This is a genomic window from Actinoplanes sp. NPDC026623, from assembly GCF_040638275.1.
Lineage (GTDB): Bacteria > Actinomycetota > Actinomycetes > Mycobacteriales > Micromonosporaceae > Actinoplanes.
In genome coordinates this window covers 1-26,715 of the sequence record NZ_JBEZXZ010000063.1, presented here as the reverse complement: position 1 = coordinate 26,715, position 26,715 = coordinate 1, and the positions used below count along the sequence as shown (strand labels likewise).

Here is a 26,715-nt window from a genome sequence, read left to right as displayed (position 1 = left end):
GTCCGCCGCGACGGAGAGTAAGCAGGACGCACGCAGCCCCCGGCGCCTTGATCGACGCCGAGGGCTACGGGAACTCGGGATGACTACTGCTGACCGACATCCCCGGATGGGTCCGGATCCGGGACGGTCTCGGTCGGCGGCGGCGTGGTGGTCGCCGCGACCGGGGGCGGGTCGGTCTCCTTGGGCGGCGTTGGGCCGGTGGGCGGGGCCGGTGGCGGGTCTGCCGTCCCACTCCCGCCACCGGCCGTCTGGGTGGGGGCGGCGGACGGCGTGGGCCGGCCGGGCGGGGGCGCTCCGGTGACCACGGCCGTCCGCGCGGAGGCGGCCGGAGCGGTGAACTTCAGGTTCTCGCTCTTCGTGCTCTCCTCGCCGGTCCATGCCGCGAACTTCGGCGTGACCGTCCAATAGAACTTTCCGGGCGGCATCCCGGTGTCGGTGAGCGTCGTGCCGGCGATCGCCGCGAACACCTTCGACGACGACTCGTCGTCGGTGTCGTGCCGGGTGACGATGTAGCCCCGCATCGCGGTGCCGGGCACGATCTCCTGCGACGACCAGGTGATGACCGCCCCGCCGTTCTCCTTGGTGGCGTTCGGCTTGGGGCCGCGCGGCAGGTCCACCGTCGTGAGCTTTACGGACGTGGGGGTGCTCGGAATCGACCAGGTCGCGTTGGCGGCCAGCGTGCCGCCGACCGCCAGGGTGACGGTCACCCCGGCGATCAGGATGGTTCGTCTCGGCCGCCTCACCGATGCCGCCTGCTGCCGGCGCCGGAGACGAGGATCGAGAAGCTGGTGTTCGAGCACTTGGGCGTCGCTTCGATTCCCATCGCGATGGGAATCGATCCGGCCAGCGTGCGGCGGGTATGGGGCCGGATGGTCACCGGCAGGCGTCCGCGATAGTCGAGCACCCGCAGGTTCGCCGGCGAGGGCCGGCAGTCCGGGCGCGACGACGTCACCGGCCGTCCGGAGAGCCGGTGCAGGCTGACCGTGAAGCCGCTGTCGTTGACCAGGGTCACCTTGATCTGCTTCACCGCTCCCGGGTGCAGCCCGCTCAACTGCCCACGAAGGATGAGGTACACCGGCTCGCGGGGGTAGCCGTCGGACATCGAGGCGATGACCATCGGCTGCTCGCTGGTTCCACCGGCGGGTGGCGAGGACGCGGCCACCAGCCCCGCGAGGGCCGCCGCCGAGGCGAGCGCCTGCTGCCATCTCTTCATGCTCTCCCCACCTCGCCCCGGCTATGACCCGACGGTGGGGTGGGCCGAAGGCTCCACCCCACCGCGGTGCGTCAGGGGACGAGTTCGCCGGCGAAGGTCAGGGTCGCGGTGAGCACGCTGTCGGCGCAGGCGGCTGCCGCGTTCTCGCCCATCTTGAGCGTGAACGCCTTGTTGTTGGCCGTCGCGCCGGCGTTGATCTCCAGCGGAACGACGGTGAGTGCCGCGGAGAGGTCGGCCGTGGCGGTGGCGCAACCCCCGTTGTTGGAGCCGTTCTTGGTCGAGGTGACGCCAGTGACGGTGGCGCCAGTGATCTTGATCTTGTATTCGTTGGGGTTGACGATGTCGCCGCTCACGGAGATCGTCTTGCCGGGGAACAGGCGGTTCTGCACGGTGTTCGCCACGGTGATCGTCGTGGTCACGTTCTGGATACCGGCCGACGCGGCGTTCACCGTGCCTCCGCCCTGGAACCACCCGCTGGCGTAGGCGAAGGCCGCGGTTCCGGCGCCAACCGAGAGGACGACGGCGGCAGCGACGGTGGCGGTGCGCTTGGTGGTGTTGCCCATGGTGGTCCTCCTGGAACGACTTGGCGTGCGACCTCGCAACGTCACGAAGGTCGACGCGGTGCGCATTGTTTGATTCGTTGTGGCGCCGATCCGGTGCGGCGGTCCGGCGCTGCGACAAAGATGGCGGATTCGCCGCGGCGCCGCGATAGTGCGTCCGTCCGTCCACTTCGACACCGCGATACCGCCCGCCCGCGCCGACCGGGCTAATCCGATCGGCTGACGGTGGGCGCGCCGGTGCGAGCCGGTCGGCCTGCGAAAATGCGCCATCAGGCGCGCCTGCCTGGCAAAAGTCCGCGCCTAGCAGTGCCGCCGCATGATCTCAAGCCGGGTAAACGGATCGGTCCGGGAAGAAGGCGTTTTCAGCGGCGCTCAGGTAAGGCTCGCGTGAGATTTCCGTGCACATTTCTTTCCCCGCGACACGCCTTTTTCTTTTACTTGTCCCTAACGGGGTCGGCTGAACGACGAGGTCGTCACCTGAAAGAGGCATCCGCTCGACGGTTCTGTCGAGTCCGGGAGGATCCGCGGTCCGGGAGCGGGCACCGGACGGCGGGGGTCGCGGTCAACGATAACCCGGGCCCTCAGACCGCGCGGGCCAGCACCAGGATGGTGTGGATGTCCATCTCCACGACGCCGCCAAATCCGTCGATCGCCGCGCTCAACTCGGTCACCGCCCGCCGCTGGTCCTGCGTCGAGTGGCGGCGAAACGGCGAGAACGTCTGGAGCAGTTGCAGGTAGCGGTCCTTCCTCAGCACCGGGAAGCTGTGCCAGCCGTGCACCTCGACGTCCGAGAACAGCCCGCTGCTCTCGAGGCCCTCCCGGGCCCAGTCCTCGGCGCGGTCGTCCACCGACGGGGTCGGGTCGATCGCCTGCAGAACGGCGCTGATGTCGTCCGCGTGCCGCGGTACGGCGTACCCGCGGCTGTTGTGGAGGATCGCCAGCGTGCCGCGCGGCAGCAGGGCCGTGCGGGCGCGCCGCTCGCGGGTCTGCTCGTCCATCCAGTGCCAGGCCGTCGCGCACGCGAGCAGGCCGAATCCGTCCTGCGGCGGCGTCCACTGCTCGAAGGCCGAGTTCGCGACCTCGACCTGCGGGAACTTGTGCGCCAGCACCGCGGCCATCCGGGGGTCCGGCTCCACGGCCGTCACCGGCGCGCCCAGCTTGAGCAGCAGTTCCGTGCACTTGCCCGTGCCGGCGCCGATGTCGGCGACCGGCGCGGGGACGCCGCCGTGGTAGGCCGTGAGGGCGGGGAGCAGCTCGTCCGGGTAGCCGGGGCGCACCTCGTCGTACAGGGCCGCAACCTCGCCGAACACTCGCGTCATGCCGCAACCCTAGTTACGCTGCGGCCATGCGGCACCACCTCGACCCCGCCGGGCTACCGCCGACGAACGGCTACAGCCACGCCGTCTCGTTCACCGGCACGATGGTCGTGGTCTCCGGGCAGGTGCCGATCGACGCCGAGGGCCGGATGGTCGGCGCCGACGATCCGCAGGCGCAGACCCGCCAGGTCTTCCTCAATCTCCAGGCCGCGCTCGCCGCGGCGGGCACCGACCTGGCCCACGTGGTGAAGCTGACCGTCTTCCTCACCAACATGGGCGACCTGGTGGACTTCCGTTCGGTGCGCGCCGAGTTCATCGATCCGCTGCGGCCGCCGGCCAGCTCCCTGGTGCAGGTCAGTGGCCTGGTGGATCCGGCGTTCCGGATCGAGATCGAGGCGCTCGCGGTAATTCCCTGACCGGTGCCGCGGCCTGCATCGGGTGGTGTTCGGGCAAAGCCGCCTTCGCCCCGCTCGCGGCCTCGATAGTGAGTGCCGTGAAGACGAGGACGCGAGTCGCGGGCGCCGTGCTGGGCGTCGTCGCCATCCTGACCGCCGCCGTCGCCGCGCGGGCGACGGGTCCGGCCGCAGGCTGGACGCAGGACGGCTACGGGCCCGGCAACACCGGCTACAACCCGTACGAGGACGCGCTCAACCTGAGCACGGTCGACGGCGCGCGGCTGCGCTGGACGGCGACGCCGCGCCCCGGCGTCGAGGGCTGCGAGACCACGCCGGAGCCGCCGCTGGTTGCGGGCGAACGCGTGATCATGTTCGAGAACGGTGGCGTCGGCGCCCGGGAGGCGCGTACCGGCCGGCGGCTGTGGCTGGCGACCGGCTTCAGTTATCTGGGCAAGACCCTGGCCGTCGTGGACGGTCTGGTGATCGCGACCGAGACGAGTTGCCACTCGCAGAGCGACTACGAGGGCACGATCACGGCGCTTGACCTGCGGACCGGCCGGCCGGTGTGGAGGTCACGGCAGAGCGGCACGGTCGACAAGCTGGTGGCGGGCTCCGGGGTGCTGGTGACCCACGGCTTCTGCTACGTCTGCGACGAGGACCGCAACCAGGTGGTCGCGTACCGGGTCTCCGACGGGGTGAAGCTGTGGACCCGGAACTCCGCGGATCTGGCCGGCGAGGTCGTGGCATCCGCCCGGGTGTTGCTCTCCAGCACGAACGGTGCCTTCGGCACGCAGGCGGTGTCGCTGCGCGGCGGCGCGGTCGGCTGGCGCTCGGGGCGGGTCTGGTCGGCGCTGAGCTCGACCCCGGCCGGCGACCGGTTCCTGGTCGGCGGCGGCGCCGGCTTCGGCGCGATCGACTCGCGGTCCGGCCGGGTCGTGTGGTCGGTCCGATCCACCGTGGAGAGCCTCTCCTGCGACGGGCGGCGGGTCTTCGCGGCGGGCCCGGGGCTGGCGGCGTACGGGGTGGGCGACGGCCGCCGATTGTGGCGGCGGGCGCTGGCCGAGCCGGGCCGGCCGGTCCGCGCGGGCGGCCTGCTCTACGCGACCGGAGGCCGCGCCCTGGCGATCCTGTCACCGGCGACCGGCGAGTCCGTGGCGCCCGGCCGCCGGTACGGCGCGGCGGTCGATCACGTGGTGGTGGCGGGCGGGCGCCTGTTCACCACCGACGCCACATCGATCCGGGCCTTCGCGCCCTAGGGCGCCAGGCTGGGCGTCGACCCCGGTGCCTGCGGATTGTCCCGCGCCACGCTGATCGCCAGGAGGCCGAGCAGGGCGGCGAGCAGCAGCACGGCGATGACGAATTCCGCCTTGTCCCGGCCACGCATCCGGTGCCGCGGCCGGTCCTGCCAGGGGTCGGGTCGGTGAGGAGGCATCTGTCCAGTTTCGTGAGCCTCCACCCGGTCCGTCATCGCCGAAAGAATCAAAAACTTCAAGCCTCTTTCGGCGCGTCCTCGCGACCGCCGGCTCGTTCGTGGGCGCGCGAGGGCCGGGCCGGATCCGGGATCCGGCCCGGCCCGGCCGATCAGTCGGCCTGCACCAGGGAAACCGCGAACAGGCCGGCGGCATCGGTCCAGAAGTGCCGCAGCGCGAAGCCCGCCGCGGCGAGCTCCGCCTCCAGCCCGGCACGGCGGAACTTCGCCGAGATCTCGGTGCGCAGCTCCTCGCCGGCGGCGAAGTCGACGGTCAGGTCGAGGTCGCGGATCAGCACCCGCTGCGGGGAGGTGGCCCGCAGCCGCATCTCGATCCACTCCTGCTCGGCGTTCCAGATCGCGACGTGCTCGAAGGCGTCCACCTCGAAGTCCGCACCCAGCTGCCGGTTGACCACCCGCAGCACGTTGCGGTTGAAGTCGGCGGTGACCCCGGCCGCGTCGTCGTACGCCGGCACCACGATCGCCGGGTCCTTGACCAGGTCGGTGCCGAGCAGCAGCCACTCGCCGGTGCCGAGGACCGCACGCAGCCGGTCCAGGAAGTCGGCGCGTTCGTCCGGCACGAGGTTGCCGACGGTCCCGCCGAGGAACGCGACCATCCGGTTGTCGCCGTCCGGGATGTGCGCCAGGTGGCGGGTCAGATCGCCGACGACGCCGCGTACGGAAAGGCCCGGGTAGCGGGCGGTGAGCCGGTCGACGGCGTCGCCGAGCGCGGCGGACGACACGTCGAGCGGGGTGAAGGCGCCCAGCGTGCCGTGCTCGAGCAGCGCGTCCAGCAGCAGGCAGGTCTTCTCCGACGAGCCGGAGCCCAGCTCCACGAGGGCCTTCGCGTCGGTGATCCGGGCGATCTCGGCGGCCCGTTCGGCGAGGATCGCCCGTTCGGTACGGGTCGGGTAGTACTCGGTCAGCCGGGTGATGTCCTCGAACAGTTCGCTGCCCCGGGCGTCGTAGAACCACTTGGGCGGCAGCCACTTGGGCGTCGCGGTCAGGCCGGTGGCCACGTCGCTGCGCAGCGTCCGGGCGAGGTACTGGTCGTCGAGATGGATCTCCAGCGGGGTCATGATCTCCCTAGAGCGGTGATGTCCAGCGTGGACTCGGTGGCAGTGAGCAGGTGGCCGTCCGGCACGGCTCGCCAGGCCGGTCCGGGGTCGAGGGGCTCGGAGCTGACCAGTACGGACGCGGCGTCCGCCCGTACGGACAGGGCGTGCCCGGCGGCGCTGGCGACGATCTGCCGGCCGTCGGTGAGCAGCAGGTTGAGCCGCGAGCCGGGCGCGGCGGCCGAGACCTCGGCCACGGTCGCGGCGACGGCCTCGGCGGGCGGCGCCCCGGCGCGGAGCCGGTGCCGGGTCAGGGCCCAGAGCAGGGCGGCGTCGGTGGGTGCGTCGAGGGTGACCAGATCGCGCACCGGCAGCCGGCCGGCGAGCGCGGTGAGCGAGTCGGGCCACCCGGCGACCACCCCGTTGTGGCTGAACAGCCACGGTCCCTCGGCGAACGGCGCCGCCGCGGTCTCCACGACCGGCATGCCGACCGTCGCCGACCGGACCGCGGCGAGCAGGCACCCGGCGCTGGTGTGCGCGGCCAGCGCCGGCAGCGCGGCGTCGGACCACATCGGCGCGGCGCTGCGGTAGCGCACCGGCGCGGCCTCGCCCGCCGGATACCAGCCCACGCCGAAGCCGTCCGCGTTGATGGTGCCGCCGCCGCGCATGTCGTTCGGCGCCCACGCCTGCCGGGCGAGGGCGTGCGGCGCCTCGAACAGCAGCTGCGACAGCGGTACGGGTGATCCCAGATAGGCCAGGTGGCGGCACATCAGCGAGGCTCGGGACCGGCGTCCCGGGCACAACGGAACCCGCTGAAGATCTGCCGCCGGATCGGGTGGTCCCAGTTGCGGAACGTGCCGCGGCAGGCGGCCGGGTCGGTGCCGAACGACCCGCCGCGCAGCACCCGGTAGTCGCCGCCGAAGAAGACCTGCGAATACTCCGCGTACGGGAACACGGCGAAGCCGGGGTAGCCGTCGAAGCCGGAGCCGGTCCACTCCCAGACGTCGCCGATGAGCTGGTGCACGCCCAGCGGCGACGCGCCGTCCGGGTAGGCGCCGACCGGTGCGGGGGACAGGTGCCGCTGGCCCAGGTTGGCGTGCCGCGGCTCCGGCGGATCGTCGCCCCACGGGTAGCGCCGGGACCGGCCGGTCGCCGGGTCGAAGCGGGCGGCCTTCTCCCACTCGGCCTCGCTGGGCAGCCGGCGCCCGGCCCACGCCGCGAACGCCTCCGCCTCGAAGAAGCAGACGTGCACCACCGGCTCGTCGGCGACGAGCCGCCCGGTGCGCCCGAACCTCGTGTACGCCCAGCCGTCGCCGTCGCGCCGCCAGTGCATCGGTGCGGTCAGGCCGGCGGCCTGCCGGTGGTCCCAGCCGGGCCCGCTCCACCAGCGCGGATCGTCGTAACCGCCGTCGGCGATGAACTCCGCGTAACGGAGGTTGGTGACCGGCGCCGCGTCGATGAAGAAGGCGGGCACGTCCACGGTGTGCGCCGGGCGCTCGTTGTCCAGCGCCCACGCCTCGGTGTCGGTGCCCATCGTGAACGGGCCGCCGGGGATCAGCACCTCGCCGGAGACGTCGAGCCGGGCGGCCGGCGGCGCGGCGGCGTCCAGCACGGGCGCGCCGGCGCGCAGCTGATGGGTGGCGAGCATGGTCTCGTCGTGCTGCTGCTCGTGCTGGATGATCATGCCGAAGGCGAAGCCGTCGGCGACCAGCGGGCGTTCGTCGAGCCGGACGCGGTCGAGCACGTCGAGGGCCTTGTCCCGGACCTGGTCGACGTAGGCGCGGGCCTCGGCCGGGCCGAGCAGCGGCAGCGCCGGGCGGTCCCCGCGCGGGTGCTTGAAGGCGTCGTACAGCTCGTCGATGTCGCGGCGCACCGGCTCCCGGCCGCCGACGTCCCGGACCAGCCAGAGCTCCTCCTGGTTGGCGACGTGCGCGAGGTCCCAGACCAGGGGTGACATCAGCGGTGAGTGCTGCCGGACGAGGTCCGAGTCGTCGACGGCGTCGGTCAGCAGGGCCGTTCGCGCCCGCGCCCGCTCCAGTTCGGCGGCGACTGCGAGACGGAGATCCTGGGTCATTGAGCCTTTTTCAACCTGGCCGGGGCGGCAGCGCCCGGCGGAGGTCGACGGCCCGGATACCTCTGGCCCGAGGCCAGGTCGAAAATTGCTCACAGGTGCGGGTCCTTCCGGTTACCGGCGCGCTCCAGGCGCCGATCGACGATGTCGGTCACCGTGTCGATCACGGCCGGCGGCAGGCCGATGGCGTCGAGGTGACCGCAGGCGAGGTCCAGGAGTTCGGTGGCGCAGCCGCGGATGACCGGGTCGGCCAGGCCGTGCCGGGCGGCGGGCATCCAGCGCCCGGCCGCGGGTGCGGCGACGGCGCGGGCCGCGTCGGTGATCGCGTCGTCGGCGACCAGCGCGGCCAGGACCGCGACCGGGGCGATCCACTCGCCGCCGGGCTGCGCGTCGAGGTAGCGGACCTCCAGGTAGCCGCGCGGGCGTACCGGCGGGAACAGCGTGCTGAGGTGGTAGTCGAGGTCGCCGACGACCGGCGGGCCGGGCAGCGCCCCGTCGATCCAGTCGGCGAAGGTGACCTCGGGTGGCACGTCCCACCGGTCCGCGTCGCGCCGCACGCAGAGCAGCGGCGCGGCGAGCGCGTAGCGGATCCAGCCGTTGGCGGGGTCGCCCGGATCGTCGACCGGCCGGGTTCGGCGCGGGTCGATGCCGTACCAGGTGGCCATCCGGGCGGACGCCCAGCCGGTGTCGCGCCCGGCATGGCGTCGCGAGGTGGCGAACGCGGCCAGCAGCGCGGGCCCCATCTCGTGCAGCGCGTTCCAGCGCTGGGGTAATCGGTCCGCGGGGCCGGCGTCGAGGCAGACCTGCAGGCCGGCGGTGCTGCACATCATGGTGTGGCCGTGCCGGCCGGCGGCGTCGAAGCGCCGCTGCATCGCCGCGTACCGCGGGGTGTGCAGGATGCGTCTCGGCGGCCGGTGCGGATCGAGCCCGTTCCCGCCGAGCACCAGGCCGGAGCGGGCCAGCAGGGCGCCGAGCAGCGCGTGGTCGGTGCTGAGGGCTTCGTGCAATTCGGTGAGGGATCCGGCCGGCGCCGAGGAGATCTCGACCTGGCCGCCGGGTTCGACGGTCACCGTGCCACCGCCGGGTAACGGATCACCGGGGTGGGTGCTGCCTAGTGCGGATGGTGCGTGAATGCCGAGCGCTGTTCGCAGCTCGGCGGCCTCGACATAAGCCGCCGGTGCCCCGTCCCGATGGACGGTCCATTCCAGTTCGACGCCGATCCGGCTCGGTGGGCCGGTCTTGAAGCAGATGCCGGAGATGTGTTCGGCGGCCTGTGCGACGTGTTGCAGGGTGTCCTGGGATTTTTCACGACTGAAGGTAGCCACGGCCCTCCCCCGAGTAGTCGGTCCTGCCGGACATTACCTAGAAACTAGCTCGGCCGCATCGATCTCAGGCAATCATTTTGTGACCATTCGTCGATGTTCCGGGTCAATCGCGGGTCGCGCGGACGAAGAATCGGTGGGCGGTCGCGGTGTAATGGCCCTGAGTTCGGATGGTCGCGTCGATCCTGCGCAGGGCCCGGTCGTACCGCTCCGGAGTGAAATCCCGGACCTGCCACGGCACGGCACGCAGCTGGTAGACGAGCGCGCCGATGTCGTGGAACGTCAGCGGCGGCCGCTCCTCGCGCACGTCCGTCACCCGCAACCCCGCCGCGCTCAGGGCCGCGGCCGCCTGATCGGCCGTCCAATTTGTCGCGTACGGCGGCGGCGCGCCGAGATCCGCGTTCAGATCGGCCAGATCGTCGCTGCCGACCTGCTGGCTCAGGACCGTGCCACCGTGCTTGAGCAGGCGCGCGATGTCCTCCGCAGGCAGCCGGCCGTGCCTGCTCAGCACGACGTCGAACTCCTCCTCGCCGCCGGGCAGCTCGGTGACCACCGTCGCACCGAACGGCGTGAGCCGGTCCCGCGCCACCGCCACGTTCGGTGCCCAGCCCTCGACCGCCACGGTGTGCGCGGGCAGGGGCGCGAGCTCGACCAGCAGCTCACCGCCGCCGGTGTCGAGATCCAGCAGGCTGTCGGCGCGGCGCAGCAGCGGGCGGGCCAGGTCCGGATAGGACCACGACGGGTCCGAGCCGACCGCGCGACCGTCCAGCCAGGCGAATTCCCAGCCGGTGATGGGAACGCCCACGGCCTCGCCGACGAGCTGGTCGTACTGCCGTGGAGAGCGCATGCCCGACGGTAACCGGACGGCTCCGCAGAGCGCGACCGGGATCGCCGCGGTCTACGATCCGGACATGGTGCGTCTCGGCGGTCGAACGGATGTCGCAGCGATCGATGCGAGACCGTTCGTGGCCGCGCTTCGGCCGCTGATCGCACAGTGGCGCTCGCTCACATTCGCCGACGGGGTGGTGCGGCACCCGGTCACCGAGAAGCCGCACGATGGCCTGCGGGTGGTCGACGGCCTGCATCCGTACCCGGGGGCCGCCTACCGGCTGATGCTCCGCGAGGACGACGTGCCCGGGCCGACCCCCGAGGAGGCACTGGTCGCCGCCCGCCTGGAGGACGCCGACACCCTCGCCGCGGCCGAGTGGGAGCGCGGCCGGGTCGCCGTGGCGCGGGCCACCGGGCGGGTGGCGACGACCTGGCACACCTATGCGATCACGCTGGAGGCCGACGACCGCGACCGGACGTGCTTCACCGTCCATCACGACCTCACCGGCACCCGGGCGCGGGTCGAGTTCTCGTCCGGGCCGATCGACGTGCTGCTGCAGGTGCCCGACTGGCTCGGCTCGCACGGCCTGCTCAGCGGCATGGTCAGCGCGCGGGTGCAGGTCGACGTCGGCCGGCTGCCGCCGTACGAGGACGGGGAACCGCAACTGGTCGCGACCGTGACCCACCCGCGGGGCCGGGCCGTCGCCGAGCTCGGGATGGCCCGGGCCGCGCCGGGCCGCTGGACCGTGACCACCAGCGCGGCCGCCCGCGGGGTCGGCTGGCTGAGGCCGCTGGCCGGCCTGGTCGCGCCGTTCCTGAAGCGGCCGGCGCAGCGCGGGCTGGACGACTTCCTGGTCGTGCTGCCGGAGCGGCTGGACGCGCTCAACAAGGAGATCGCGGCCCGCTATCCGGCGCCGCCGGACCCGCATACGCTGGCGGCGCAGGTGATGGCGGACCTGATCTCCTCGGTGCCGGCGGTCACCCCCCGGACCGCCTGAGCCGGCCGGCCGGCTCAGATCGTGATCGCGTCCAGGACCTTGCGGGCCTCGTCGTCCAGGTGGACCCGGCGGGTGGTCATGTTGTCGACCAGGTGACCCAGCGAGGACGTGCCGGGGATCAGCAGCACGTTCGGCGCCAGGTCGAGCAGCCAGGCCAGCGCCACCTGCGACGGCAGCGCCTCCAGGCGGTCCGCGGTGTCGAGCACGTCGGGGTGGGTGAGCAGCCGGTTCACGCCGCCGAACGCCGAGCCGAGCGGGAAGAACGGCACGAACGCGATGCCGAGTTCCTGGCACTCGCGCAGCAGCGACATGGACTGGCGCTCGATGAGGTTCAGCGCGTTCTGCACGCAGACGATCTCCGTGCGCTGAACCGCGTGCACCAGTTGCTCGCGGGACACGTTGCTCAGGCCGATGCCGGCGATCAGGCCCTCGTCGCGCAGGGCGATCATCGTCTCCAGCTCGACGTCGAAGTCCTGGCCGGTCTCCATCAGCCGCAGGTTGACGGCGTCGAGCCGGTCGACGCCCAGCGAGCGCAGGTTGTCCTGCACCGCGGACCGCAACTGCTCCGGCCGCAACGCCGGCAGCCAGCGCCCCTCCTCGTCCCGGGCGGCACCGACCTTGCTCACCAGGACGAGATCCTCCGGGTACGGCGACAGCGCGTCCCGGATCAGGTCGTTGACGTAGTCCGGCCCGTAGTACTGAGCCGTGTCGATGTGGTTGACGCCCAGCTCAACGGCCTTGCGGAGCACGTCGAGGGCGGTGTCGCGGTCGCGTGGTGGCCCGAACACGCCCGGTCCGGCGAGCTGCATCGCGCCGAAGCCGATGCGTCGTACCGAGCGGTCACCGAGCGGAAAGGTGTCGTCAGTCACGACTCTCACTCTACGAGTCCTGGCCGAAAATACCTGCCCACTGGCGAGCGACCCCTCCCCGGATAGGAATTCAGGCGCAGAGGCCGGCCAGGATCTCGGCGATCGCCTCCGGCTTGTGGCGCAGGGTGGCCCGCCCGACGGCCAGCTCGGACCGCACCACCGCCGGGTCGCCGGTGTCGGCCACGCTCGGCCACACCCACAGGCCGGTCTCCTCGGAGAAGCGCTTCGCGTTGGCCCGGTAGCGGTCGGCCGGCACCGAGAGCAGCAGGTGCATCATGGGCGTCTGCGGCGGATCGGGCACCACCCGGACCTCCGGCACGTCGGCCAGCGCGCTCGCGATCGCCCGGGCGTGCCGCAGCCGGGCCGGCATCTCGGCGACCGCGCCGTCGAGCAGCCCGAGCGCCGAGGACGCCGCCGGCCACATCCCGAACAACGTGCCGCCGAGCCGGCCCCGCCACTCCCGCACCTCGGCGACGTCCTGCTCCGATCCGGCCAGGCAGCAGCCGGGCAGCGCGCCGATGCCCTTGTAGAACGAGACGTAGACGGTGTCGAAGAGCGCGGCCGTCTCGGCGGGCGAGCGCTCGTAGCCGGCGGAGGCCTCCCAGAGCCGGGCGCCGTCGAGGTGCACGGCCGCGCCCCGGTCGCGGGCCCACGATGTCTGCGCGACGAGGTCGTCCCAGGACGGCAACGCGCCGCCGAGGTCGCGCTGCGGCAGCTCGAGCAGCAGCGCCGCGATCGGCTCCGAGACCTCGGACAGGTCGTCGAGGGTGATCAGCCGCTCGGGGTCGCCGACCGGGCGCCCGATCAGCTGGTGCAGCCGCGAATGGGCCTGCCCCTCGTGCCGGTCGAGGTGGCAGTAGGTGTGCCAGGCGATCGTGCGCGTGGTGCGCCGGTCCGCGTGCACCCGCAGGGTGGCGCCCTGCGCCATGGTGCCGCTGGGCAGGAAGACCGCGGCCGGCTTCCCGAGCAGCTCGGCGACGTGCCGCTCGAGCTCGGCGACGACGCCGCCCTCGCCGTACACGTCCGCCGCCGCGGTGGGATCGATCCCCGCCAGCAGCTCCGGAGGCCGGATCAGCCCGTTGCCGAGAAAGGAGTCCGTGCAGGCGGCGCGGCGAGCGGCGATGTCATCCACCGTGCCAGTCTTGTCCCTCGGGGCAGCCGTGTCAGGCCCGTCCGGTCTTCCCGCCCATCATGATCGGCGAAATGCCTAGCGGCGGACCGGCATCAGGATCGAGAAGGAGCCGGCGCCGCGCACCGCCAGCGGCTTGATCGGGCCGTCCAGCTCCAGGACGAGCTGACCGGCGCCGCCCGCGTCCAGGGCCTGCAGCAGGAACTCGCGGTTGACGGCGACGTGGGCCTGCTCGTCGGCCGCCCACTCCTGCTCGCGGGCCACCCGCAGCGCGCCGGCCGGATCCACCGCCAGGATGGTGAGGTCGAACGGCTTGCCCTCGTGCTCGCGGGACACCGCCGGCGCCGCGTCCACCGCCGCGCGCAGCGCCGTCACGTCGACGGTGACCCGCTGGGCGCCGACCGCGTCGGGGTCCACCAGGCGGCGGTGGTCGGGGAACTCCACCTCCATCGGCTTCGCGTCGAGGCGGAGCCCGGCGACCTCCGCGCCGATCACCTCGGGGCTCAGCGCGAGCACGACCTGACCGTCCCCGATCAGCAGCGCGCGCAGTTCGTCGACGAACGACAGCGGGGCCACCACCCGGGCCGGCGGTCCGGAGATCCCGGCGGCGGTCTCGGCGACGGCGAGGCGGAAGCGGTCCGTCGCCACCGTCCGCAGCGCGGCGGGCTCGGTCTCGAGCAGCACGCCGCCGAGGATCGGCAGGTCGGGGTCGGCGGAGGCGGCGAAGCGGACCGCGTCGAGGACGGCGGCGAGGGCGGCGGCGGGCAGTGTGATCCTGGTCATGGTGATCTCCTGAAGATCCAGCAGGGCGTGGACGCGGGAGAGCTCACGACGGGCATCGGCGAGTCCGTCCTCCAGCCGGCGCAGGTGCTCGCCGAGCAGCCTGCGCACCGCCGGCGGATTGGCCAGCTCCGACACCGCACGGGTGATCTCCGGGACCGGCATGCCGATCCGGCGCAGACCCGCCACCAGCCGCGCCGCCCGGACCTGGTCGTCGCTGTAGCGGCGGTAGCCGTTCACCGGGTCGACCTCGGCCGGGACCAGCACCCCGGCGCCGTCGTAGAACCGCAGCGCGCTGATGCTCAGCCCGCTGGCCCGTGCGATCTCCCCGATGCCGTGCATCCTGCTCTCCACACCCCGAACCCTGCTGCCTCGACCTGCTGGAGGGTCAAGCGCCGCTGCCATGGTGCGTGAACCCGGGCGCCGGTGCCAGAGCGGTGACGTGGATCTCGCAGTGGTCGTCGCCGATCATCGTGTTGCGCACCGCCTTGGCGTCGAGGCTGTACTGCCGGGCGGCGTCCCGCGGGGTCACCGGCACCCGGATCGCCCGCAGGCCGGGGCGCACGGTCACCACCCACGACCGCACGCCGGCCCCTTCGCCCGCGTGATCGACGAGGAAGAGCCGCACCCGGCCGTGGCCGCGCCCGGTCACCCGGGCCGGGATCAGCAGGACGCGTACGCCCGGCGCGGCCCCGGCGCCGTGCCTCTGGACCAGGTCGAGGCGCAGCATCGGCGCCGCCGTCCTGGCCTGCGGGGTGCCGGGCCGCCAGCCCCAGGCGTCGAGGAGCACCGCCCGCCCGCTCGCCGTACGCGGGGTGAACTCGATCCTCGCGAACCTGCCCCGGAAGCCGCCGAGCGGTATCCGGACCTCCTGTGCCCAGGCCGTCGTCGTCCAGGCGCCGCCGGGCAGGCCGTCCAGGCTGATGTCGCCGAGTCCGGTACGGGCGCCGCCCGGCCGCACGAGCACGACGCCGAGCCGGGTGCCGGCGGTGTTGGGCGGGACGATCAGCCGCAGCGCGAGCGCCCGCGCGCCGGCCAGGTCGGGCGGGTACGCCGGCCGCACGGTGATCGGCTCGCCGGCCGACGACCAGGCCAGCTCGAGGGCGTACCGGCCGGCCTCGGTGCGCACGTCGCGGTACGGCACGAAGTGCGGGTTCCGGGCCGCCCACCGCCGCAGGCCCTGGCAGGACCGGGTCGTGTCCCGGCTGACCTGGGCGCAGATCCGCCCGCCGGTGACGCGCACGCCGGGTGACGGCAGGACCGCCGGCGTCCGCCCGGCGCCGATGGCCTGGCTCAGCACCCGGGCCGGGTCGGCCGACCTGGCCCGTACGCCGGAGCCGTCCAGCAGCGGCCGCACCCGGTCGTCACCGCCGATGATGAGCCGGGCCGCCGCGGCGATGTAGGTCGCGCCGGCGCTCTGCTCCTGCCGTGCCGAGAGCCGCTCCGGCCGCCCGGCCGAGCAGACCGGGTCGTCGTCGGCGCCGAAGTCGTCCCAGGAGGGCGCCGCCGACTGCCCCGGCGTCCACTCGGCGTTGAAGAAGTTGTGGTTCGCGCCGATCACGTACAGGGCGCTGTGCAGCGCCCGGCCGGCGCCGACCCCGCGGGTGCCGTCGACATACGCCTGGCCCTGCAGGTCGGTGACGTCGTTGTCGCAGCCGGGAAGGATGATCGCGGAGGGCACGTCCGGCACCGGGTTGTGGCCGAAGGTGGTCGGGCCGATCAGGAACATGCCGCGGATCGTCCAGCGGACCCGGCCGCGGTAGCCGTCCTGCGCGGCGGGCGGCGGGGCGAGGGTGTCCATGGTGGCGAGACTCACGCCCTCGCCGCCGCGGGAGTGTCCGATCAGGAACACCTCGGACATCTCGGCGCGGGGCGCGGCGCGGACGATCGCCGGGGCGCCCGCGCGTCCGGCGCCGGCCCAGTCGGCCCAGTGGGCCAGGTGCAACCGAATGAGTGAGGAGCGGGCCTGCGCGCCCTCGTCGGTGGCGCGGTAGTCCTGTCCGTTGATGCCGTTCGCGGAGACGGACACGGTCACGTAACCCTGCGAGGCGAGCAGCTCCTGAGCCTGCAGATAACCGCGGTAGCTCGGGACCGGCCGGCGGTCCCGCCCGCACGGCCAGGAGTCCGTGACCGCGTCTCGGTCGCTTCCCCGGTAGCAGGTCGAGTGGCGGCCGTGCAGGAACAGCGCGAGCGGCCGCGCGCCGGGCGCGCCCCTCGGCGCGACGACGACGGCCCGCATCTCGACCCGGTGGGGCAGACCGGGGAGCCTGACGCCGCTCAGGAGGTACTCGCCGGTGACCGTCGGGTACGGCCCCTTGAGGCCGGGGTCGGCGGGGTTCGGCGGCAGCGGCGCGGGCGGAGCGCCGGCCCGGGCGAACCGGTCGCCCGCCGGGGGAGCCGTCACGTCCAGGCGCCTGCCGCCGGCCTGGACCCGCAGGTCGTCGCGGCGGCCGGTGGCACCGATCCGCAATCGGAACGTCCGGCCGTCGGGGGCCGGGACCGGGCGGCCGAGCGGCCGGCCGCCCGCGAAGAACTCCACCGCCGCGTCGCCCATCGGCACCCGCGCGGGCGCCCGCCAGGTGAGCACGTCGCCGCTGCGGGACCAGCCGCCGGCCGGTGCGGGGGTCCGCGGATCGGGAGGGCCGGCCCGCACGGGGGCGCCGGCACCGAACACCAGTGCCGCGGCGAGCACCACCGCCGTGCTCACTCTTCGCATCGAGCACCCTCTCGCGAGCCGGCACCGCAATGCTCTCATCCATTTCCGGCTATTTCGGCCACAATCTGGGGATCCGGTGCGTCAGGCCAGCAGGGTGATCGCGATCGTCGCCATGACGACGGCGATCAGGCCGTCGAGCACCCGCCACGCCGCCGGCCGCGACAGCACGGGCGCCAGCCGGTGCGCGCCGAGGCCGAGCGCCGCGAACCACAGGCCGCTGGCCACCGCCGCGCCGATGCCGAACAGCCACCGGTACCGATATTGCTGGGCCACCGTGCCGAGCAGCAGCACCGTGTCCAGGTAGACGTGCGGATTCAGGTAGGTCAGCGCGAGGCAGGTCAGCACCGTCGTCCGCAGGGTCGCCGGCGCCCGGTCGGCGGGCCGCAGCGGGCTCGGGCGCCAGGCGCGCCGCGCGGCCAGCGCCGCGTACCCCAGCAGGAACGCGGCGCCGATCCAGCGGATGGCCGTCACGGCCTCCGGCCGCGCGGACACGGCGGCGCCGAGCCCGGAGATCCCGGCAGCGATCAGCAGCAGGTCGGAGAGGGCGCAGGTGACGACGACCGGGAGCACGTGCTCGCGGCGCAGCCCTTGGCGCAGCACGAAGGCGTTCTGGGCGCCGATGGCGACGATGAGCACGAGGGAGGCGGCGAATCCGGCCAGGGCGCAGGTGAGCACCCCTCGAAGCTAGGGGCGGCCCGTGATGTACTCCAGCTAATGATTCTTCATAAGCATTAGGGATTCTGTTCTTGGACGCGATTCAGCTGGCCACCTTCCAGGCGGTGATCGAGGAGGGCGGCTTCGAGGCCGCCGCCAGGACGCTGCACGTGACCCCGTCCGCGGTGAGTCAGCGGATCAAGGCGCTCGAGCAGTCGGTCGGCCAGGTCCTGGTCCGCCGCACCCGGCCCTGCGAGGCCACGGAGGCGGGCCAGGCACTCGTACGGCTGGCCGGCCAGGTCGCGCTCCTCGAACGCGAGGCGCTGGACGCGGCCCGGGGCGCGCCGGCGGGCGGCGGGCGTACCCGGATGGCCGTGGTCGTGAACGCCGACTCGCTGCACACCTGGTTTCTGGCCGCGCTGGCCGCGGTCCCCGCGGAGCTGTCCCTGAGCTTCGACCTGCACCAGGACGATCAGGAGTACACCGCGGACCTGCTGCGCGCGGGCACCGCGATGGCCGCGGTGACGGCGCAGCACGTCGCGGTGCAGGGCTGCCGGGTGGAGAGGCTGGGCGTGATGCGCTACCTGGCGGTGGCCGCGCCCGGCGCGTTCGAGGACTTCGCCACCTCGCCGATGATCGTGCTCAACCGCAAGGACCGCCTGCAGCACCGCTTCCTGGCGGCGCAGAACCGCCGCGGGGCGGAGCCGCCGATCCACTACATGCCGGCGGTGGCCGCCTGCGTCGAGGCGATCCGGCGGGGCCTGGGCTGGGGCATGATGCCGGAGCAGCTGGCCCGCGCCGACATCGCGGCCGGCCGGGTCCGGGAGATGGTGCCGGGCCGGCACCTGGACGTGCCGCTCTACTGGCAGTACTGGCGCATGGAGTCGGTCATGCTGACGGCCCTGACCGGTGCGGTCAGGGCCGAGGCGGCGGTGGCGCTGCGCTAATCGTTGGCGTGCAGGGCGGCGTTGAGCTCGATGCCGGTGCCCTTGCGGGGCCGCGCCTCGAGCGCGCCGGTCACCGAGTTGCGCCAGAACAGCAGGCCGTTGACCCCCGACAGCTCGCGGGCCTTGACGACCCGGCCGTCCGGGAGCGTCAGCTTGGAACCCGCGGTGATGTAGCAGCCGGCCTCGACCACGCAGTCGTCGCCCAGCGAGATGCCGATGCCGGCGTTGGCGCCGAGCAGGCTGCGCTCGCCGATCGAGACCTTGTCCTTGCCGCCGCCGGAGAGCGTTCCCATGATCGACGAGCCCGCGCCGACGTCGGAGCTGTCGCCGACGACCACGCCCTGCACGATGCGGCCCTCGACCATCGACGTGCCCAGCGTGCCGGCGTTGAAGTTGCAGAAGCCCTCGTGCATGACGGTCGTGCCGGCGGCCAGGTGCGCGCCGAGGCGGACCCGGTCGGCGTCGGCGATCCGCACGCCCGAGGGGGTGACGTAGTCGGTCATCCGCGGGAACTTGTCGACGCCGAAGACCGAGAGGTGCCGGCCGGCGGCGCGCTCGATGAGGCGCAGCTCGTCCACCCGGTCCGGCGGGCACGGCCCGGCCGAGGTCCAGGCGACGTTCGCCAGCTGGCCGAAGATGCCGTCCAGGTTCTGCTCGTTCGGCCGCACCAGCCGGTGCGACAACAGGTGCAGCCGCAGGTACGCGTCCGAGGCGTCCTTGATCGGGTCGGCTAGCGAGCCGATCTCGACACGGACCTCTACCGTCGACAGGCCGGTGAGCGCCTTCGGGCCGACGAGTCCGGCGGGGAGCGTGGGCGGCTGCGCCGCGGCGGGCCCGAGGCCGAGGAAACCGGCCGGGAACCAGGTGTCGAGCACCTGAGCCTCGGCGGTGACGGTGGCGAGGCCGATGCCCCAGGCGGGCGAGGTCGAGATCGCGGTACTCACACCGCGGACCCTACTAGGTGATGCTCTGGAGTTGAAATGCCCTGGTTCGGAGTCAGAAGCCTCTTCCATGATCTTGGTAACAAGGCCTACGAGGAGCGCGTCACGGTATGGACCGCGGAGTGATGGAGGTGCCGTCGCGGGCGTCGAGGATCGCCGCGACGGCCTCGAGCCAGCGGGCGAACGGCTCGTCGGCGTCGGTCGCCTCGGCCGCGACCACGAGCCACGGCCGGACCAGCGCCGACTGCTCCGGGGTCGGCAGCGGCTCCGGCAGCCGCGCCGCGTAGGCGGCGCCGCCCCGGCGCACGAGCTCCGCCAGGAAGCTCAGCGACCGGGGCCGAACCCCGGCCAGGCCGGCCTGGATCGCGGCCGGGACCGCGCACCCGCCGACGATCCGGCGCGCGGTGTCGGGGCGGCGCATGCCGTCCGCGAGCAGCGCGGCGACCCGCATGCCCGCCAGCTGGTCCTCGTTCACGAGACTCGCGCGGATCGTCGTCATGCCCTCTCCGGAAGCCGAATCGAGCTGGGTGTGCTCGGGATGTCGGGGTCGACGCCGTTCACCCGGCCGGTCACGAACTCCCGCTCCGTGATCCAGTAGGTGTAGCCCCACGGGTTGTAGAGCTGCAGCCGATCGCCCGAATGACCGATCACCATCAGCTGGTGCGTCTCGCCGTCCTCGCTGGTGAACAGCGGGACGGGGTATCCCTCGTCGACGGCGCGCTCGATGGAGGGCACCGTCGCCGCGCGGGCCTTCGCGTCGGCCAGCGCGACGTTGTCGTAGCCGGCGCCGGAGCGCGGGGCGATCTCCTCGTCGGCGATGGTCGCCGACTGCCCGGACGTCATACCGTCGCCGCCGAAATGCTCCTGGAACCAGCTGCGGCCGTCGTCGTAGAGCTGTGCCTGCTCGTCGCGCAGCCGGTCCGCGAAGGCCGCCGGGTTGTCGAAGGCGGGATCGCCGGGGTGGCCGCCGGTGGTGAGCCGGAGGGCGTACGGGGGATCGATCTCGGCGCGGGCCGTCACGGTCGACGCCACCACGCAGGTCGGATTGTCGCCCTGCTCCCACTCGGCGCCGCCGAAGGTCGTGAAGTCCTTGCCGGGCCCGGGTTCGCCGTCCATCGACAGCGGGCTCAGGTGCTCGTCCAGCCAGGCCGGGTCGTCGCCGTGGCCCGCGATCAGCCGGTCGAACCGCGCCACCTGATCCGCCGGGTAGCCCGCCGCCACGGTCTTCAGCAGGTACGCCCGGTGATCCGGGGAGCGCGCCGCCATCAGCAGGCCGGCCATCCGTCCCCGATCCCCGTCGCTCATCGCCGACAGGGCCGCCGCCGCCCGCTCGTCCATCGCCGGCGTCAGCACCGGCGGGCGCGCCACCGCCCGGGAGGCGCCCGCCCCCGCGATCACCACCTCGTCGATCGAGGACAGTGGTGAGCCGCTGAGCCGCCCGGTCCGGGCCTGGGTCTCGATCTCGTGCAGCGCGGTCGCGAGATCCTCCGCCGCGTCGCGCACGGCGATGTGCCGCCCCACCCGGCCGTCGATCGCCTCGATCGCCCTGGCGTGCTCGCGGCGCATCACCTCGCCCTCGTACTCCGGGCCGGGCAGCACGCCCCAGGTCATCGAGCCGACCGTCGCCGCGATCTGCGCCAGCGCGGCCGCGTCGGCGCGGTCCGGCGCCTCGCCCGCCACCGGCTCGGCGTGCCGCCGGAGCAGGTCGCCGATCGTGTTGAACGCCGTCAGCGCCCGGAACATGTCATCGGTCAGCGCCCGCAGCGCCTCGTTCGCCGCGACGTGGGTGTCGCCCGCCCAGGCCCCGCTGATGCTCGCCCGCAGCAGGGGATCCGCGGCGTCCAGCGCCTGCTTGACGGTCTGCGCGACGGTGTCGCAGTGTTCCGCGATCGCGCGCAGCTCGCCCGCGTCCCCGCCGAAGCAGGGCACCGCCGCGGCCGTGCCGCACGCGTCGGCGAGTTCGTTCGCGCCCCAGGCCCCGTACGCCTCGTGGATGTCGTCCTGTGAGTCCTGCAGCCGGTCAAGTTCGTCGCTCACCTGGTGCCGGCCAGTCGCACCGCGCCGCGCGCGTCGGCGGCGTCGTAGCCGGCCGCGGCCGCGTCGAGGGCATCGGCCAGCTGCCGCGCGGCCTCGGCGAGGACCTCCAGCTCCTTGCTCCACGCGGCGACCGCAGCCCGGTACGGGCCCGGCGTCGTATAGGCGTCGAACGCGCCCGCGACGCGGAAGTCGCGTTCGGGGCCGCCGGCCTGGATGCCGGCCCTTCTGAGCTGTTCGGCGACCTCGTCCCGGAGCCTCGTGGCCGCCGTCCGAAGCGGTGCCGTATCGACCTGCATGGTCTGCGCCTCCCATCACCGGCCCGAAGGATCCTAATGGGAAACCACGGCCCGTGTCCGTTCCGTCTCGCTCCGCGCATTGCGGTCCGGCTTCACGTTCGGCCGGTAATGTGCCGCTCATGGCCAACCCGCTAGCCCCTGACGTGCTCGTCGACCCCGTCGTGCTTACCCGCGCGCTTGTCGACATCGAGTCCGTCTCCCGAGACGAGAAGGTCATCGCCGGACACGTCGAGGACGCCCTGCGGCGGTTGCCGCACCTGAGCACCGAGCGCCACGGCAACACCGTGATGGCCCGGACGAACCTGGGTCGCGAGCGGCGGGTCGTGCTCGCCGGGCACCTGGACACCGTCCCGCTCAACGACAACTTCCCGTCCAGCGTGGTCGACGACCTGATCTACGGCTGCGGCGCCTCCGACATGAAGTCGGGCGTCGCGCTGGCCCTGCACCTGGCGGCGACGCTGCCCGAGCCCGGCTACGACATCACCTACCTCTTCTACGAGGCGGAGGAGATCGAGTCGCGGTTCAACGGCCTGCGGCTGGTCGCCCAGGAGCATCCGGAGTGGCTCGAGGCCGACTTCGCGGTGCTGCTCGAACCCACCTACGGCGTGGTCGAGGCCGGCTGCCAGGGCACGCTGCGGGCGTCGGTGCGCACCACCGGGCGCCGGGCGCACACCGCCCGCGCCTGGCGGGGGGTGAACGCGATCCACGCGGCCGGCGAGGTGCTGCGGCGCCTCGCGGACTACCGTCCGCGCACGGTCGTCCTCGACGGCTGTACGTACCGTGAGGGCCTCAACGCGGTCGGCATCGCCGGCGGCGTGGCCGGAAACGTGGTTCCGGACGAGTGCTCGATCGAGGTCAACCTGCGCTTCGCCCCGGACCGTACGCAGAAGCAGGCGCAGGCGCACGTGCAGGAGGTCTTCGCGGGGTTCGACGTGGAGGTGACCGACTCGGCGCCCGGTGCGATGCCCGGGCTGACCGCGGCGCCGGCGGTCGACTTCCTGGCCGCGGTCGGCTCGGAGCCGGCCGCCAAGCTGGGCTGGACGGACGTGTCGCGCTTCGCCGCGCTGGGCATCCCGGCGCTCAACTACGGACCCGGTGATCCGCTGCTGGCGCACACCCAGGACGAGCACGTGGAGATCGGCAAGATCCGGGACGGGGCCGCCACGCTGCACCGATGGCTGACCGCGTACGAGTGATGGGCCGGCGGGTCAGATCGGGTCGGGCACCGGGCGCGGTATCTCCACGGTCGCGTCCGGGTCGTGGACGGGCTCGGCGGCGGGCGGCCGCAGGGCCAGCGCCATGCGCCGTTCCTCGACCACCAGCCGGATGCGCCGGTGCATTCGACGCTGCATCTTCATGCGCTCGTAACGGTTCATCACGGTGGCTCCTCTGCCCAGATGCCCAGCCAGAGGCGGGGCGCCGTGTCTGCGCCGTGCGGGTTCGTAACTGTACAGACGCTCCAGAGCTACCGTCCGTTGTTTCAATCTGGCAAAAAGGTCGCGACGTCGCAATCCTCTTGCCGAAACCCAACCGGTTATTCACCGGTTACGGACCGTCCGCACTACGGTGGTTGCCATGACGGACAGCACCAACGGTCGCAGGCGCGTACCCCCGGAGCGTCATCGCGGCGCCGTCACGCTCCGGCACGAAACGATGCCCCTGAGTACCGCCGACGAGAAGCTGCTGGATTCCCACCATCGCGGCGAGTGGAAAACCAAGGACGCCTGGCGGGCGCTGCGCATCCTGTCGGAGTTCGTCGAGGGCTTCGACACCCTCGCCGACCTGCCGCCGGCGGTGAGCGTCTTCGGCTCGGCGCGCAGCGATCCGAGCAGCCCCGAGTGCCAGCTCGCCGCCGACCTGGGCGCGGCCCTGGCCGAGGCCGGGTACGCGGTGATCACCGGCGGCGGCCCGGGCGTGATGGAGGCGGCGAACCGCGGTGCGACCGAGGCCGGGGGGATGTCCGTCGGCCTGGGCATCGAGCTGCCGTTCGAGCAGGGCCTCAACGGCTGGGTCGACATCGGCATCGACTTCCGCTACTTCTTCGTCCGCAAGACCATGTTCGTGAAGTACGCCCAGGCGTTCGTCGTGCTGCCCGGCGGATTCGGCACGCTGGACGAACTCTTCGAGGCGGTCACGCTGGTGCAGACCCGCAAGGTCACCCGCTTCCCGGTGATCCTGATGGGCTCAGAGTACTGGGGCGGGCTGCTCGACTGGATCAAGGGACGGCTGCTCGCCGACGGCAAGGTCAGCGCGCGCGACATGGACCTGATCAGGGTGACCGACGACGTGGCGGAGGCCGTGCAGATCATCGTCGGCGCGGACGTGGCGCAGGCCGAAGACGGAAACCGGTGACGTGGCGGCCGTCTGCGTGTTCTGCGCGTCCTCCAGCGATCTCGACCAGCACTGGCTCGACCTCGCGGCCGAGTTGGGCAAGGCGCTGGGGCCGCGCGGTCACAACCTGGTCTCCGGCGGCGGCCGCGTCGGCATGATGGGCGCGGTGGCCGACGCCGCCCGGGCCTCGGGCGCACACACGCTCGGCGTGATCCCGCAGTACCTGGTCGATCTCGAGGTCGCCGACACCTCGGCGGACGAGTTGATCGTGACCACGGACATGGGCGAGCGCAAAAACATCATGATCGAGCGCTCGGACGCGTTCATCACGCTGCCGGGCGGTCTGGGCACACTGGACGAACTCTTCGAGGTCTGGACGACGGCGACCCTGCACCTGCACGCCAAGCCGATCATCCTGCTGAACACGGCCGGCTTCTACGACGGCCTGCTGGGCTGGCTCGGCGGGCTGGCGGACACGGAATTCGTCCGCCGTCCCGCGCTGGCCCAGCTCACGGTCGTCGACTCCGTCGAGGCCGCGCTGGACGCGATCGAGGGCGGCCACTGACCGTCCGCCCGGCGGCGGGCCGCGTTCACGAAAGACACGGTTCGCCGAGGCGTCCGTCCGGCCGAGCGTGGAAGAATTCTTCTCATGCCCCCGCAACGGGCGACTCTGCTCCAGGTCGCACAACGGGCCGGCGTGTCCCGCAGCACGGCGTCGTTCGTCCTCGCCGGACGCCACGTGGACATGCGAATTTCCGAGGACGCCCGGCAACGGGTGCTCCGCGCGGCCCAGGAGCTGGACTACCGGCCCAACCTCATGGCCCGGAGCCTGCGCACGAAGGTCACCAAGACCATCGCGCTGGTCTCCGACACGCTCGCGTCCGACCCCTACGCCGGCCGTGCGATCCACGGCGGCCTGGCCGCGGCGGTCGCGCGCGGACACCTGCTCTTCATCGGCGAGACCGAGGGCGACGCGGTCGTCGAGGAGAAGCTGATCTCCGACTTCCTGGACCGGCAGGTCGACGCCTTCGTGTACGCGAGCATGTTCACCCGCCACGTGCGCGTGCCGAAGCTGCTCAAGGGGCATCCGGTGGTGCTGCTCAACTGCCTGACCCGGGCCGCGAGCCCGGCGTACCACTCGGTCATCCCCGACGAGGCCGGCGCCGGCGTCAGCGCGGCCGGGGTGGTCGCCGGGCACGGCCATCGCGACGGCATCCACCTGGTCGGCAACCCGGCACGCCACGTCTTCGCCGGCCGCGAGCGCCTGGCCGGGATCCGCGCGGGCCTCGCGTCGGCGGGCACCCGGCTGTCCGGAACGATCGACTGCGACTGGTGGCCGGACTCGGCGTACGAGGCGGTCACCAGGGCGCTGGCCGCGGGGCCGCCGCCCAAGGTCCTGATCTGCCTCAACGACCGGGTGGCCCTGGGCACCTACCAGGCGCTGCGCGAGGCGGGCCTGAGCATCCCGGACGACGTCTCGGTGCTGTCGTTCGACGACTCGGACCTGGCCGCCTGGCTGCGCCCGCAGCTGACCAGCATCTCGCTGCCCCACTACGAGCTGGGCTGGCGCGCGGTCGAGCTGCTGCTGGACCCGGCGGCACACCCCCAGCCGGAGGTGTGGCGGCTGCCGATGCCGGTACGCGACCGCGCGTCGATGGGTTCGCCCTGATCGGTAGCCGTCATACCCGCGTGGTCTCATTGGTGCCGTGACCTCGACTCCCGGGGCGGTTCGCCGCCCGGCGTACCGGCTCGTCCGCCGCAGCGCCGCCCCCGCGGCGCGGCTGCGCGACGACCCGCTGCAGCGCTACGTGGTCGAGCACACCGACGGCCCCCTGCTCGTGGTGGGCGGTCCGGGCACGGGCAAGACGACGGTCCTGGTCGAGTCGGTCGCGCAGCGGATCGCCGACGGCGTCGACCCGGAACGCGTCCTGGTGCTCACCTTCGGCCGCCGCGGCGCGACGGCCCTGCGGGACCGGATCGAGGCCCGGATCTCCGGCCCGAGCTTCCACGAGCCGCTGGTGCGCACCTTCCACGCCTACGCGTTCGGGCTGCTGCGGCGGGCCGCGGCCGAGCGCGGCGAGCCCTCGCCGCGCCTGCTGACCGGGCCGGAGCAGGACCTCATCATCCGCGAGCTGCTCGAGGCGGTCGGCGATCCCGAGGTCGAGGACGCCGTGCGGTGGCCCGAGGCGCTGCGGCCGGCGCTGCCCACCCGGGCGTTCGCCCAGCAGCTGCGCGACCTGATGCAGCGGGCGGCGGAGCGCGGGATCGGGCCGGTCGAGCTGGCCCGGCTCGGCGAGCGGCTGGGCCGCGACGACTGGCCGGCCGCGGCCCGCTTCCTGCGCGAATACGTCGCCGTGCTCGCGCTGCGCGACGCGACGACCCGCGGGTCGACGGCCTACGACCCGGCCGAGCTGGTGCGGGCGGCGTCCGGCCTGCTGGCCGATGCGCCGGACCTGCTCGCGGCCGAGCGCCGCCGCCTGTCCTACGTCTACGTGGACGAGCTGGCCGACACCGACCCGGCCCAGATCGAGCTGTTGTCCCTGGTGGCGGGCGGTGGCACGCCGCTGGTGGCGTTCGGCGACCCGGACTCGTCGGTCTACGGCTTCCGCGGCGCCGATCCGGAGGCGGTGCGCGGCTTCCCGCAGCGCTTCCGGACGGCGTCCAAGGCGCTGGCCGAGGTCGTCACGCTGCACACGAGCTACCGGGCCGAGCCGGCGCTGCTCGACGCGACCGGGCGGCTCTCCCGGCGGATGCGCGGCGCGACCCGCCACCGCCTGACCCCACCACCA

General features: G+C 73.1%; 29 protein-coding genes. 9 read left to right on the top strand and 20 right to left on the bottom strand.

What is annotated here, in order from left to right; translation table 11 throughout:
* Positions 1-83: 83 nt before the first annotated feature.
* From AB0F10_RS20125 to AB0F10_RS20110, 4 genes are all read right to left on the bottom strand, one after another.
* Entirely contained in the window at positions 84-707 is a 624-nt protein-coding gene (locus tag AB0F10_RS20125) for a hypothetical protein (protein ID WP_360626847.1), read from the bottom strand.
* Between the two features lie 32 nt (positions 708-739).
* Positions 740-1,213: a hypothetical protein gene (locus tag AB0F10_RS20120; protein ID WP_360626844.1), complete on the bottom strand. Its 474-nt coding sequence runs from the start codon at positions 1,211-1,213 to the stop codon at positions 740-742.
* 71 nt (positions 1,214-1,284) lie between these two features.
* Positions 1,285-2,043 carry a hypothetical protein gene (locus AB0F10_RS20115; RefSeq protein WP_360626841.1) on the bottom strand — a complete coding sequence of 253 codons (759 nt, stop codon included), beginning with the start codon at positions 2,041-2,043 and terminating at the stop codon, positions 1,285-1,287.
* A 311-nt stretch (positions 2,044-2,354) separates the two neighbouring features.
* The gene (locus tag AB0F10_RS20110) at positions 2,355-3,092 is read right to left on the bottom strand and encodes a class I SAM-dependent methyltransferase (protein ID WP_360626838.1); all 738 of its coding nucleotides are present in this window, start codon (positions 3,090-3,092) and stop codon (positions 2,355-2,357) included.
* Between the two features lie 26 nt (positions 3,093-3,118).
* Between AB0F10_RS20110 and AB0F10_RS20105 the strand changes: the two genes are divergently transcribed.
* Both AB0F10_RS20105 and AB0F10_RS20100 read left to right on the top strand, forming a co-directional pair.
* Positions 3,119-3,505: a RidA family protein gene (locus AB0F10_RS20105; protein ID WP_360626835.1), complete on the top strand. Its 387-nt coding sequence runs from the start codon at positions 3,119-3,121 to the stop codon at positions 3,503-3,505.
* A gap of 77 nt (positions 3,506-3,582) precedes the next feature.
* Positions 3,583-4,740: a PQQ-binding-like beta-propeller repeat protein gene (locus AB0F10_RS20100; RefSeq protein ID WP_360626832.1), complete on the top strand. Its 1,158-nt coding sequence runs from the start codon at positions 3,583-3,585 to the stop codon at positions 4,738-4,740.
* On the opposite strand, the gene AB0F10_RS20095 is transcribed toward AB0F10_RS20100, so the two are convergent.
* The 6 genes from AB0F10_RS20095 to AB0F10_RS20070 all read right to left on the bottom strand — a co-directional run bounded on the left by AB0F10_RS20095 (position 4,737) and on the right by AB0F10_RS20070 (position 10,247).
* Positions 4,737-4,916 (bottom strand): hypothetical protein, encoded by a 180-nt coding sequence (locus AB0F10_RS20095; protein WP_360626829.1) that lies wholly within the window; start codon positions 4,914-4,916, stop codon positions 4,737-4,739. The genes AB0F10_RS20100 and AB0F10_RS20095 overlap by 4 nt on opposite strands.
* A gap of 149 nt (positions 4,917-5,065) precedes the next feature.
* On the bottom strand, positions 5,066-6,031 hold the full coding sequence (gene egtD / locus AB0F10_RS20090; RefSeq protein WP_360626826.1) for an L-histidine N(alpha)-methyltransferase: 966 nt from the start codon (positions 6,029-6,031) through the stop codon (positions 5,066-5,068).
* On the bottom strand, positions 6,028-6,777 hold the full coding sequence (gene egtC, locus AB0F10_RS20085) for an ergothioneine biosynthesis protein EgtC (RefSeq protein ID WP_360626823.1): 750 nt from the start codon (positions 6,775-6,777) through the stop codon (positions 6,028-6,030). Before egtC ends, egtD begins: the two co-directional genes overlap by 4 nt.
* Positions 6,777-8,081, bottom strand: coding sequence for an ergothioneine biosynthesis protein EgtB (egtB, locus tag AB0F10_RS20080; RefSeq protein ID WP_360626820.1), 1,305 nt, complete (start codon positions 8,079-8,081; stop codon positions 6,777-6,779). Before egtB ends, egtC begins: the two co-directional genes overlap by 1 nt.
* Positions 8,082-8,170: 89 nt before the next feature.
* Positions 8,171-9,403: an ergothioneine biosynthesis glutamate--cysteine ligase EgtA gene (egtA, locus tag AB0F10_RS20075; protein ID WP_360626817.1), complete on the bottom strand. Its 1,233-nt coding sequence runs from the start codon at positions 9,401-9,403 to the stop codon at positions 8,171-8,173.
* Between the two features lie 103 nt (positions 9,404-9,506).
* Positions 9,507-10,247, bottom strand: coding sequence for a methyltransferase (locus AB0F10_RS20070; protein ID WP_360626814.1), 741 nt, complete (start codon positions 10,245-10,247; stop codon positions 9,507-9,509).
* Between AB0F10_RS20070 and AB0F10_RS20065 the strand changes: the two genes are divergently transcribed.
* Complete coding sequence (locus AB0F10_RS20065) at positions 10,246-11,226, top strand: hypothetical protein (protein WP_360626811.1); 981 nt, start codon at positions 10,246-10,248, stop codon at positions 11,224-11,226. The two genes, AB0F10_RS20070 and AB0F10_RS20065, sit on opposite strands and share 2 nt — an antisense overlap.
* A gap of 14 nt (positions 11,227-11,240) precedes the next feature.
* On the opposite strand, the gene AB0F10_RS20060 is transcribed toward AB0F10_RS20065, so the two are convergent.
* The 5 genes from AB0F10_RS20060 to AB0F10_RS20040 form a co-directional block, all read right to left on the bottom strand.
* The gene (locus AB0F10_RS20060; RefSeq protein ID WP_360626808.1) at positions 11,241-12,095 is read right to left on the bottom strand and encodes an oxidoreductase; all 855 of its coding nucleotides are present in this window, start codon (positions 12,093-12,095) and stop codon (positions 11,241-11,243) included.
* A 70-nt stretch (positions 12,096-12,165) separates the two neighbouring features.
* Complete coding sequence (locus AB0F10_RS20055) at positions 12,166-13,227, bottom strand: beta-eliminating lyase-related protein (RefSeq protein WP_360626805.1); 1,062 nt, start codon at positions 13,225-13,227, stop codon at positions 12,166-12,168.
* 75 nt (positions 13,228-13,302) lie between these two features.
* On the bottom strand, positions 13,303-14,346 hold the full coding sequence (locus AB0F10_RS20050; RefSeq protein ID WP_360626898.1) for a MerR family transcriptional regulator: 1,044 nt from the start codon (positions 14,344-14,346) through the stop codon (positions 13,303-13,305).
* 46 nt (positions 14,347-14,392) lie between these two features.
* Positions 14,393-16,720: a hypothetical protein gene (locus AB0F10_RS20045; RefSeq protein ID WP_360626802.1), complete on the bottom strand. Its 2,328-nt coding sequence runs from the start codon at positions 16,718-16,720 to the stop codon at positions 14,393-14,395.
* A gap of 81 nt (positions 16,721-16,801) precedes the next feature.
* Complete coding sequence (locus AB0F10_RS20040) at positions 16,802-17,395, bottom strand: LysE/ArgO family amino acid transporter (RefSeq protein WP_360626799.1); 594 nt, start codon at positions 17,393-17,395, stop codon at positions 16,802-16,804.
* A 71-nt stretch (positions 17,396-17,466) separates the two neighbouring features.
* On the opposite strand from AB0F10_RS20040, the gene AB0F10_RS20035 reads away from it, so the two are divergent.
* Positions 17,467-18,321 (top strand): LysR family transcriptional regulator ArgP, encoded by an 855-nt coding sequence (locus tag AB0F10_RS20035; RefSeq protein WP_360626796.1) that lies wholly within the window; start codon positions 17,467-17,469, stop codon positions 18,319-18,321.
* Here the strand turns inward: AB0F10_RS20035 and dapD are convergent.
* The 4 genes from dapD to AB0F10_RS20015 all read right to left on the bottom strand — a co-directional run bounded on the left by dapD (position 18,318) and on the right by AB0F10_RS20015 (position 21,595).
* Positions 18,318-19,265, bottom strand: coding sequence for a 2,3,4,5-tetrahydropyridine-2,6-dicarboxylate N-succinyltransferase (dapD, locus tag AB0F10_RS20030; protein ID WP_360626793.1), 948 nt, complete (start codon positions 19,263-19,265; stop codon positions 18,318-18,320). The two genes, AB0F10_RS20035 and dapD, sit on opposite strands and share 4 nt — an antisense overlap.
* Positions 19,266-19,365: 100 nt before the next feature.
* Entirely contained in the window at positions 19,366-19,761 is a 396-nt protein-coding gene (locus tag AB0F10_RS20025; protein WP_360626790.1) for a hypothetical protein, read from the bottom strand.
* Positions 19,758-21,299, bottom strand: coding sequence for a hypothetical protein (locus AB0F10_RS20020; RefSeq protein WP_360626787.1), 1,542 nt, complete (start codon positions 21,297-21,299; stop codon positions 19,758-19,760). Before AB0F10_RS20020 ends, AB0F10_RS20025 begins: the two co-directional genes overlap by 4 nt.
* Complete coding sequence (locus AB0F10_RS20015; protein ID WP_360626784.1) at positions 21,296-21,595, bottom strand: type VII secretion target; 300 nt, start codon at positions 21,593-21,595, stop codon at positions 21,296-21,298. The genes AB0F10_RS20020 and AB0F10_RS20015 overlap by 4 nt, the downstream gene beginning before the upstream one ends.
* 119 nt (positions 21,596-21,714) lie before the next feature.
* Between AB0F10_RS20015 and dapE the strand changes: the two genes are divergently transcribed.
* Complete coding sequence (gene dapE / locus AB0F10_RS20010; RefSeq protein ID WP_360626780.1) at positions 21,715-22,791, top strand: succinyl-diaminopimelate desuccinylase; 1,077 nt, start codon at positions 21,715-21,717, stop codon at positions 22,789-22,791.
* 12 nt (positions 22,792-22,803) lie between these two features.
* Here the strand turns inward: dapE and AB0F10_RS20005 are convergent, their stop codons facing one another.
* Positions 22,804-22,971 carry a hypothetical protein gene (locus tag AB0F10_RS20005; RefSeq protein WP_360626778.1) on the bottom strand — a complete coding sequence of 56 codons (168 nt, stop codon included), beginning with the start codon at positions 22,969-22,971 and terminating at the stop codon, positions 22,804-22,806.
* A gap of 199 nt (positions 22,972-23,170) precedes the next feature.
* On the opposite strand from AB0F10_RS20005, the gene AB0F10_RS20000 reads away from it, so the two are divergent.
* From AB0F10_RS20000 to AB0F10_RS19985, 4 genes are all read left to right on the top strand, one after another.
* On the top strand, positions 23,171-23,947 hold the full coding sequence (locus AB0F10_RS20000; protein WP_360626775.1) for a TIGR00730 family Rossman fold protein: 777 nt from the start codon (positions 23,171-23,173) through the stop codon (positions 23,945-23,947).
* A gap of 1 nt (position 23,948) precedes the next feature.
* Complete coding sequence (locus tag AB0F10_RS19995; RefSeq protein WP_360626772.1) at positions 23,949-24,491, top strand: TIGR00730 family Rossman fold protein; 543 nt, start codon at positions 23,949-23,951, stop codon at positions 24,489-24,491.
* 84 nt (positions 24,492-24,575) lie between these two features.
* Positions 24,576-25,595 (top strand): LacI family DNA-binding transcriptional regulator, encoded by a 1,020-nt coding sequence (locus AB0F10_RS19990; protein ID WP_360626769.1) that lies wholly within the window; start codon positions 24,576-24,578, stop codon positions 25,593-25,595.
* Between the two features lie 112 nt (positions 25,596-25,707).
* Positions 25,708-26,715: UvrD-helicase domain-containing protein (locus AB0F10_RS19985; RefSeq protein ID WP_360626894.1), on the top strand; the 1,008-nt coding region annotated here is incomplete at its 3' end.

Bases quoted from the DNA above. Each gene is read 5' to 3' on its own strand.
- AB0F10_RS20120 (WP_360626844.1), bottom strand. From the start codon at position 1,213: ATGAAGAGATGGCAGCAGGCGCTCGCCTCGGCGGCGGCCCTCGCGGGG.
- AB0F10_RS20115 (WP_360626841.1), bottom strand. From the start codon at position 2,043: ATGGCGCATTTTCGCAGGCCGACCGGCTCGCACCGGCGCGCCCACCGT.
- AB0F10_RS20110 (WP_360626838.1), bottom strand. From the start codon at position 3,092: ATGACGCGAGTGTTCGGCGAGGTTGCGGCCCTGTACGACGAGGTGCGC.
- AB0F10_RS20105 (WP_360626835.1), top strand. From the start codon at position 3,119: ATGCGGCACCACCTCGACCCCGCCGGGCTACCGCCGACGAACGGCTAC.
- AB0F10_RS20095 (WP_360626829.1), bottom strand. From the start codon at position 4,916: ATGCCTCCTCACCGACCCGACCCCTGGCAGGACCGGCCGCGGCACCGG.
- egtD (WP_360626826.1), bottom strand. From the start codon at position 6,031: ATGACCCCGCTGGAGATCCATCTCGACGACCAGTACCTCGCCCGGACG.
- egtC (WP_360626823.1), bottom strand. From the start codon at position 6,777: ATGTGCCGCCACCTGGCCTATCTGGGATCACCCGTACCGCTGTCGCAG.
- egtB (WP_360626820.1), bottom strand. From the start codon at position 8,081: ATGACCCAGGATCTCCGTCTCGCAGTCGCCGCCGAACTGGAGCGGGCG.
- AB0F10_RS20065 (WP_360626811.1), top strand. From the start codon at position 10,246: ATGCCCGACGGTAACCGGACGGCTCCGCAGAGCGCGACCGGGATCGCC.
- AB0F10_RS20070 (WP_360626814.1), bottom strand. From the start codon at position 10,247: ATGCGCTCTCCACGGCAGTACGACCAGCTCGTCGGCGAGGCCGTGGGC.
- AB0F10_RS20050 (WP_360626898.1), bottom strand. From the start codon at position 14,346: ATGCACGGCATCGGGGAGATCGCACGGGCCAGCGGGCTGAGCATCAGC.
- AB0F10_RS20045 (WP_360626802.1), bottom strand. From the start codon at position 16,720: ATGCGAAGAGTGAGCACGGCGGTGGTGCTCGCCGCGGCACTGGTGTTC.
- AB0F10_RS20025 (WP_360626790.1), bottom strand. From the start codon at position 19,761: ATGACGACGATCCGCGCGAGTCTCGTGAACGAGGACCAGCTGGCGGGC.
- AB0F10_RS20015 (WP_360626784.1), bottom strand. From the start codon at position 21,595: ATGCAGGTCGATACGGCACCGCTTCGGACGGCGGCCACGAGGCTCCGG.
- dapE (WP_360626780.1), top strand. From the start codon at position 21,715: ATGGCCAACCCGCTAGCCCCTGACGTGCTCGTCGACCCCGTCGTGCTT.
- AB0F10_RS20005 (WP_360626778.1), bottom strand. From the start codon at position 22,971: ATGAACCGTTACGAGCGCATGAAGATGCAGCGTCGAATGCACCGGCGC.
- AB0F10_RS20000 (WP_360626775.1), top strand. From the start codon at position 23,171: ATGACGGACAGCACCAACGGTCGCAGGCGCGTACCCCCGGAGCGTCAT.
- AB0F10_RS19990 (WP_360626769.1), top strand. From the start codon at position 24,576: ATGCCCCCGCAACGGGCGACTCTGCTCCAGGTCGCACAACGGGCCGGC.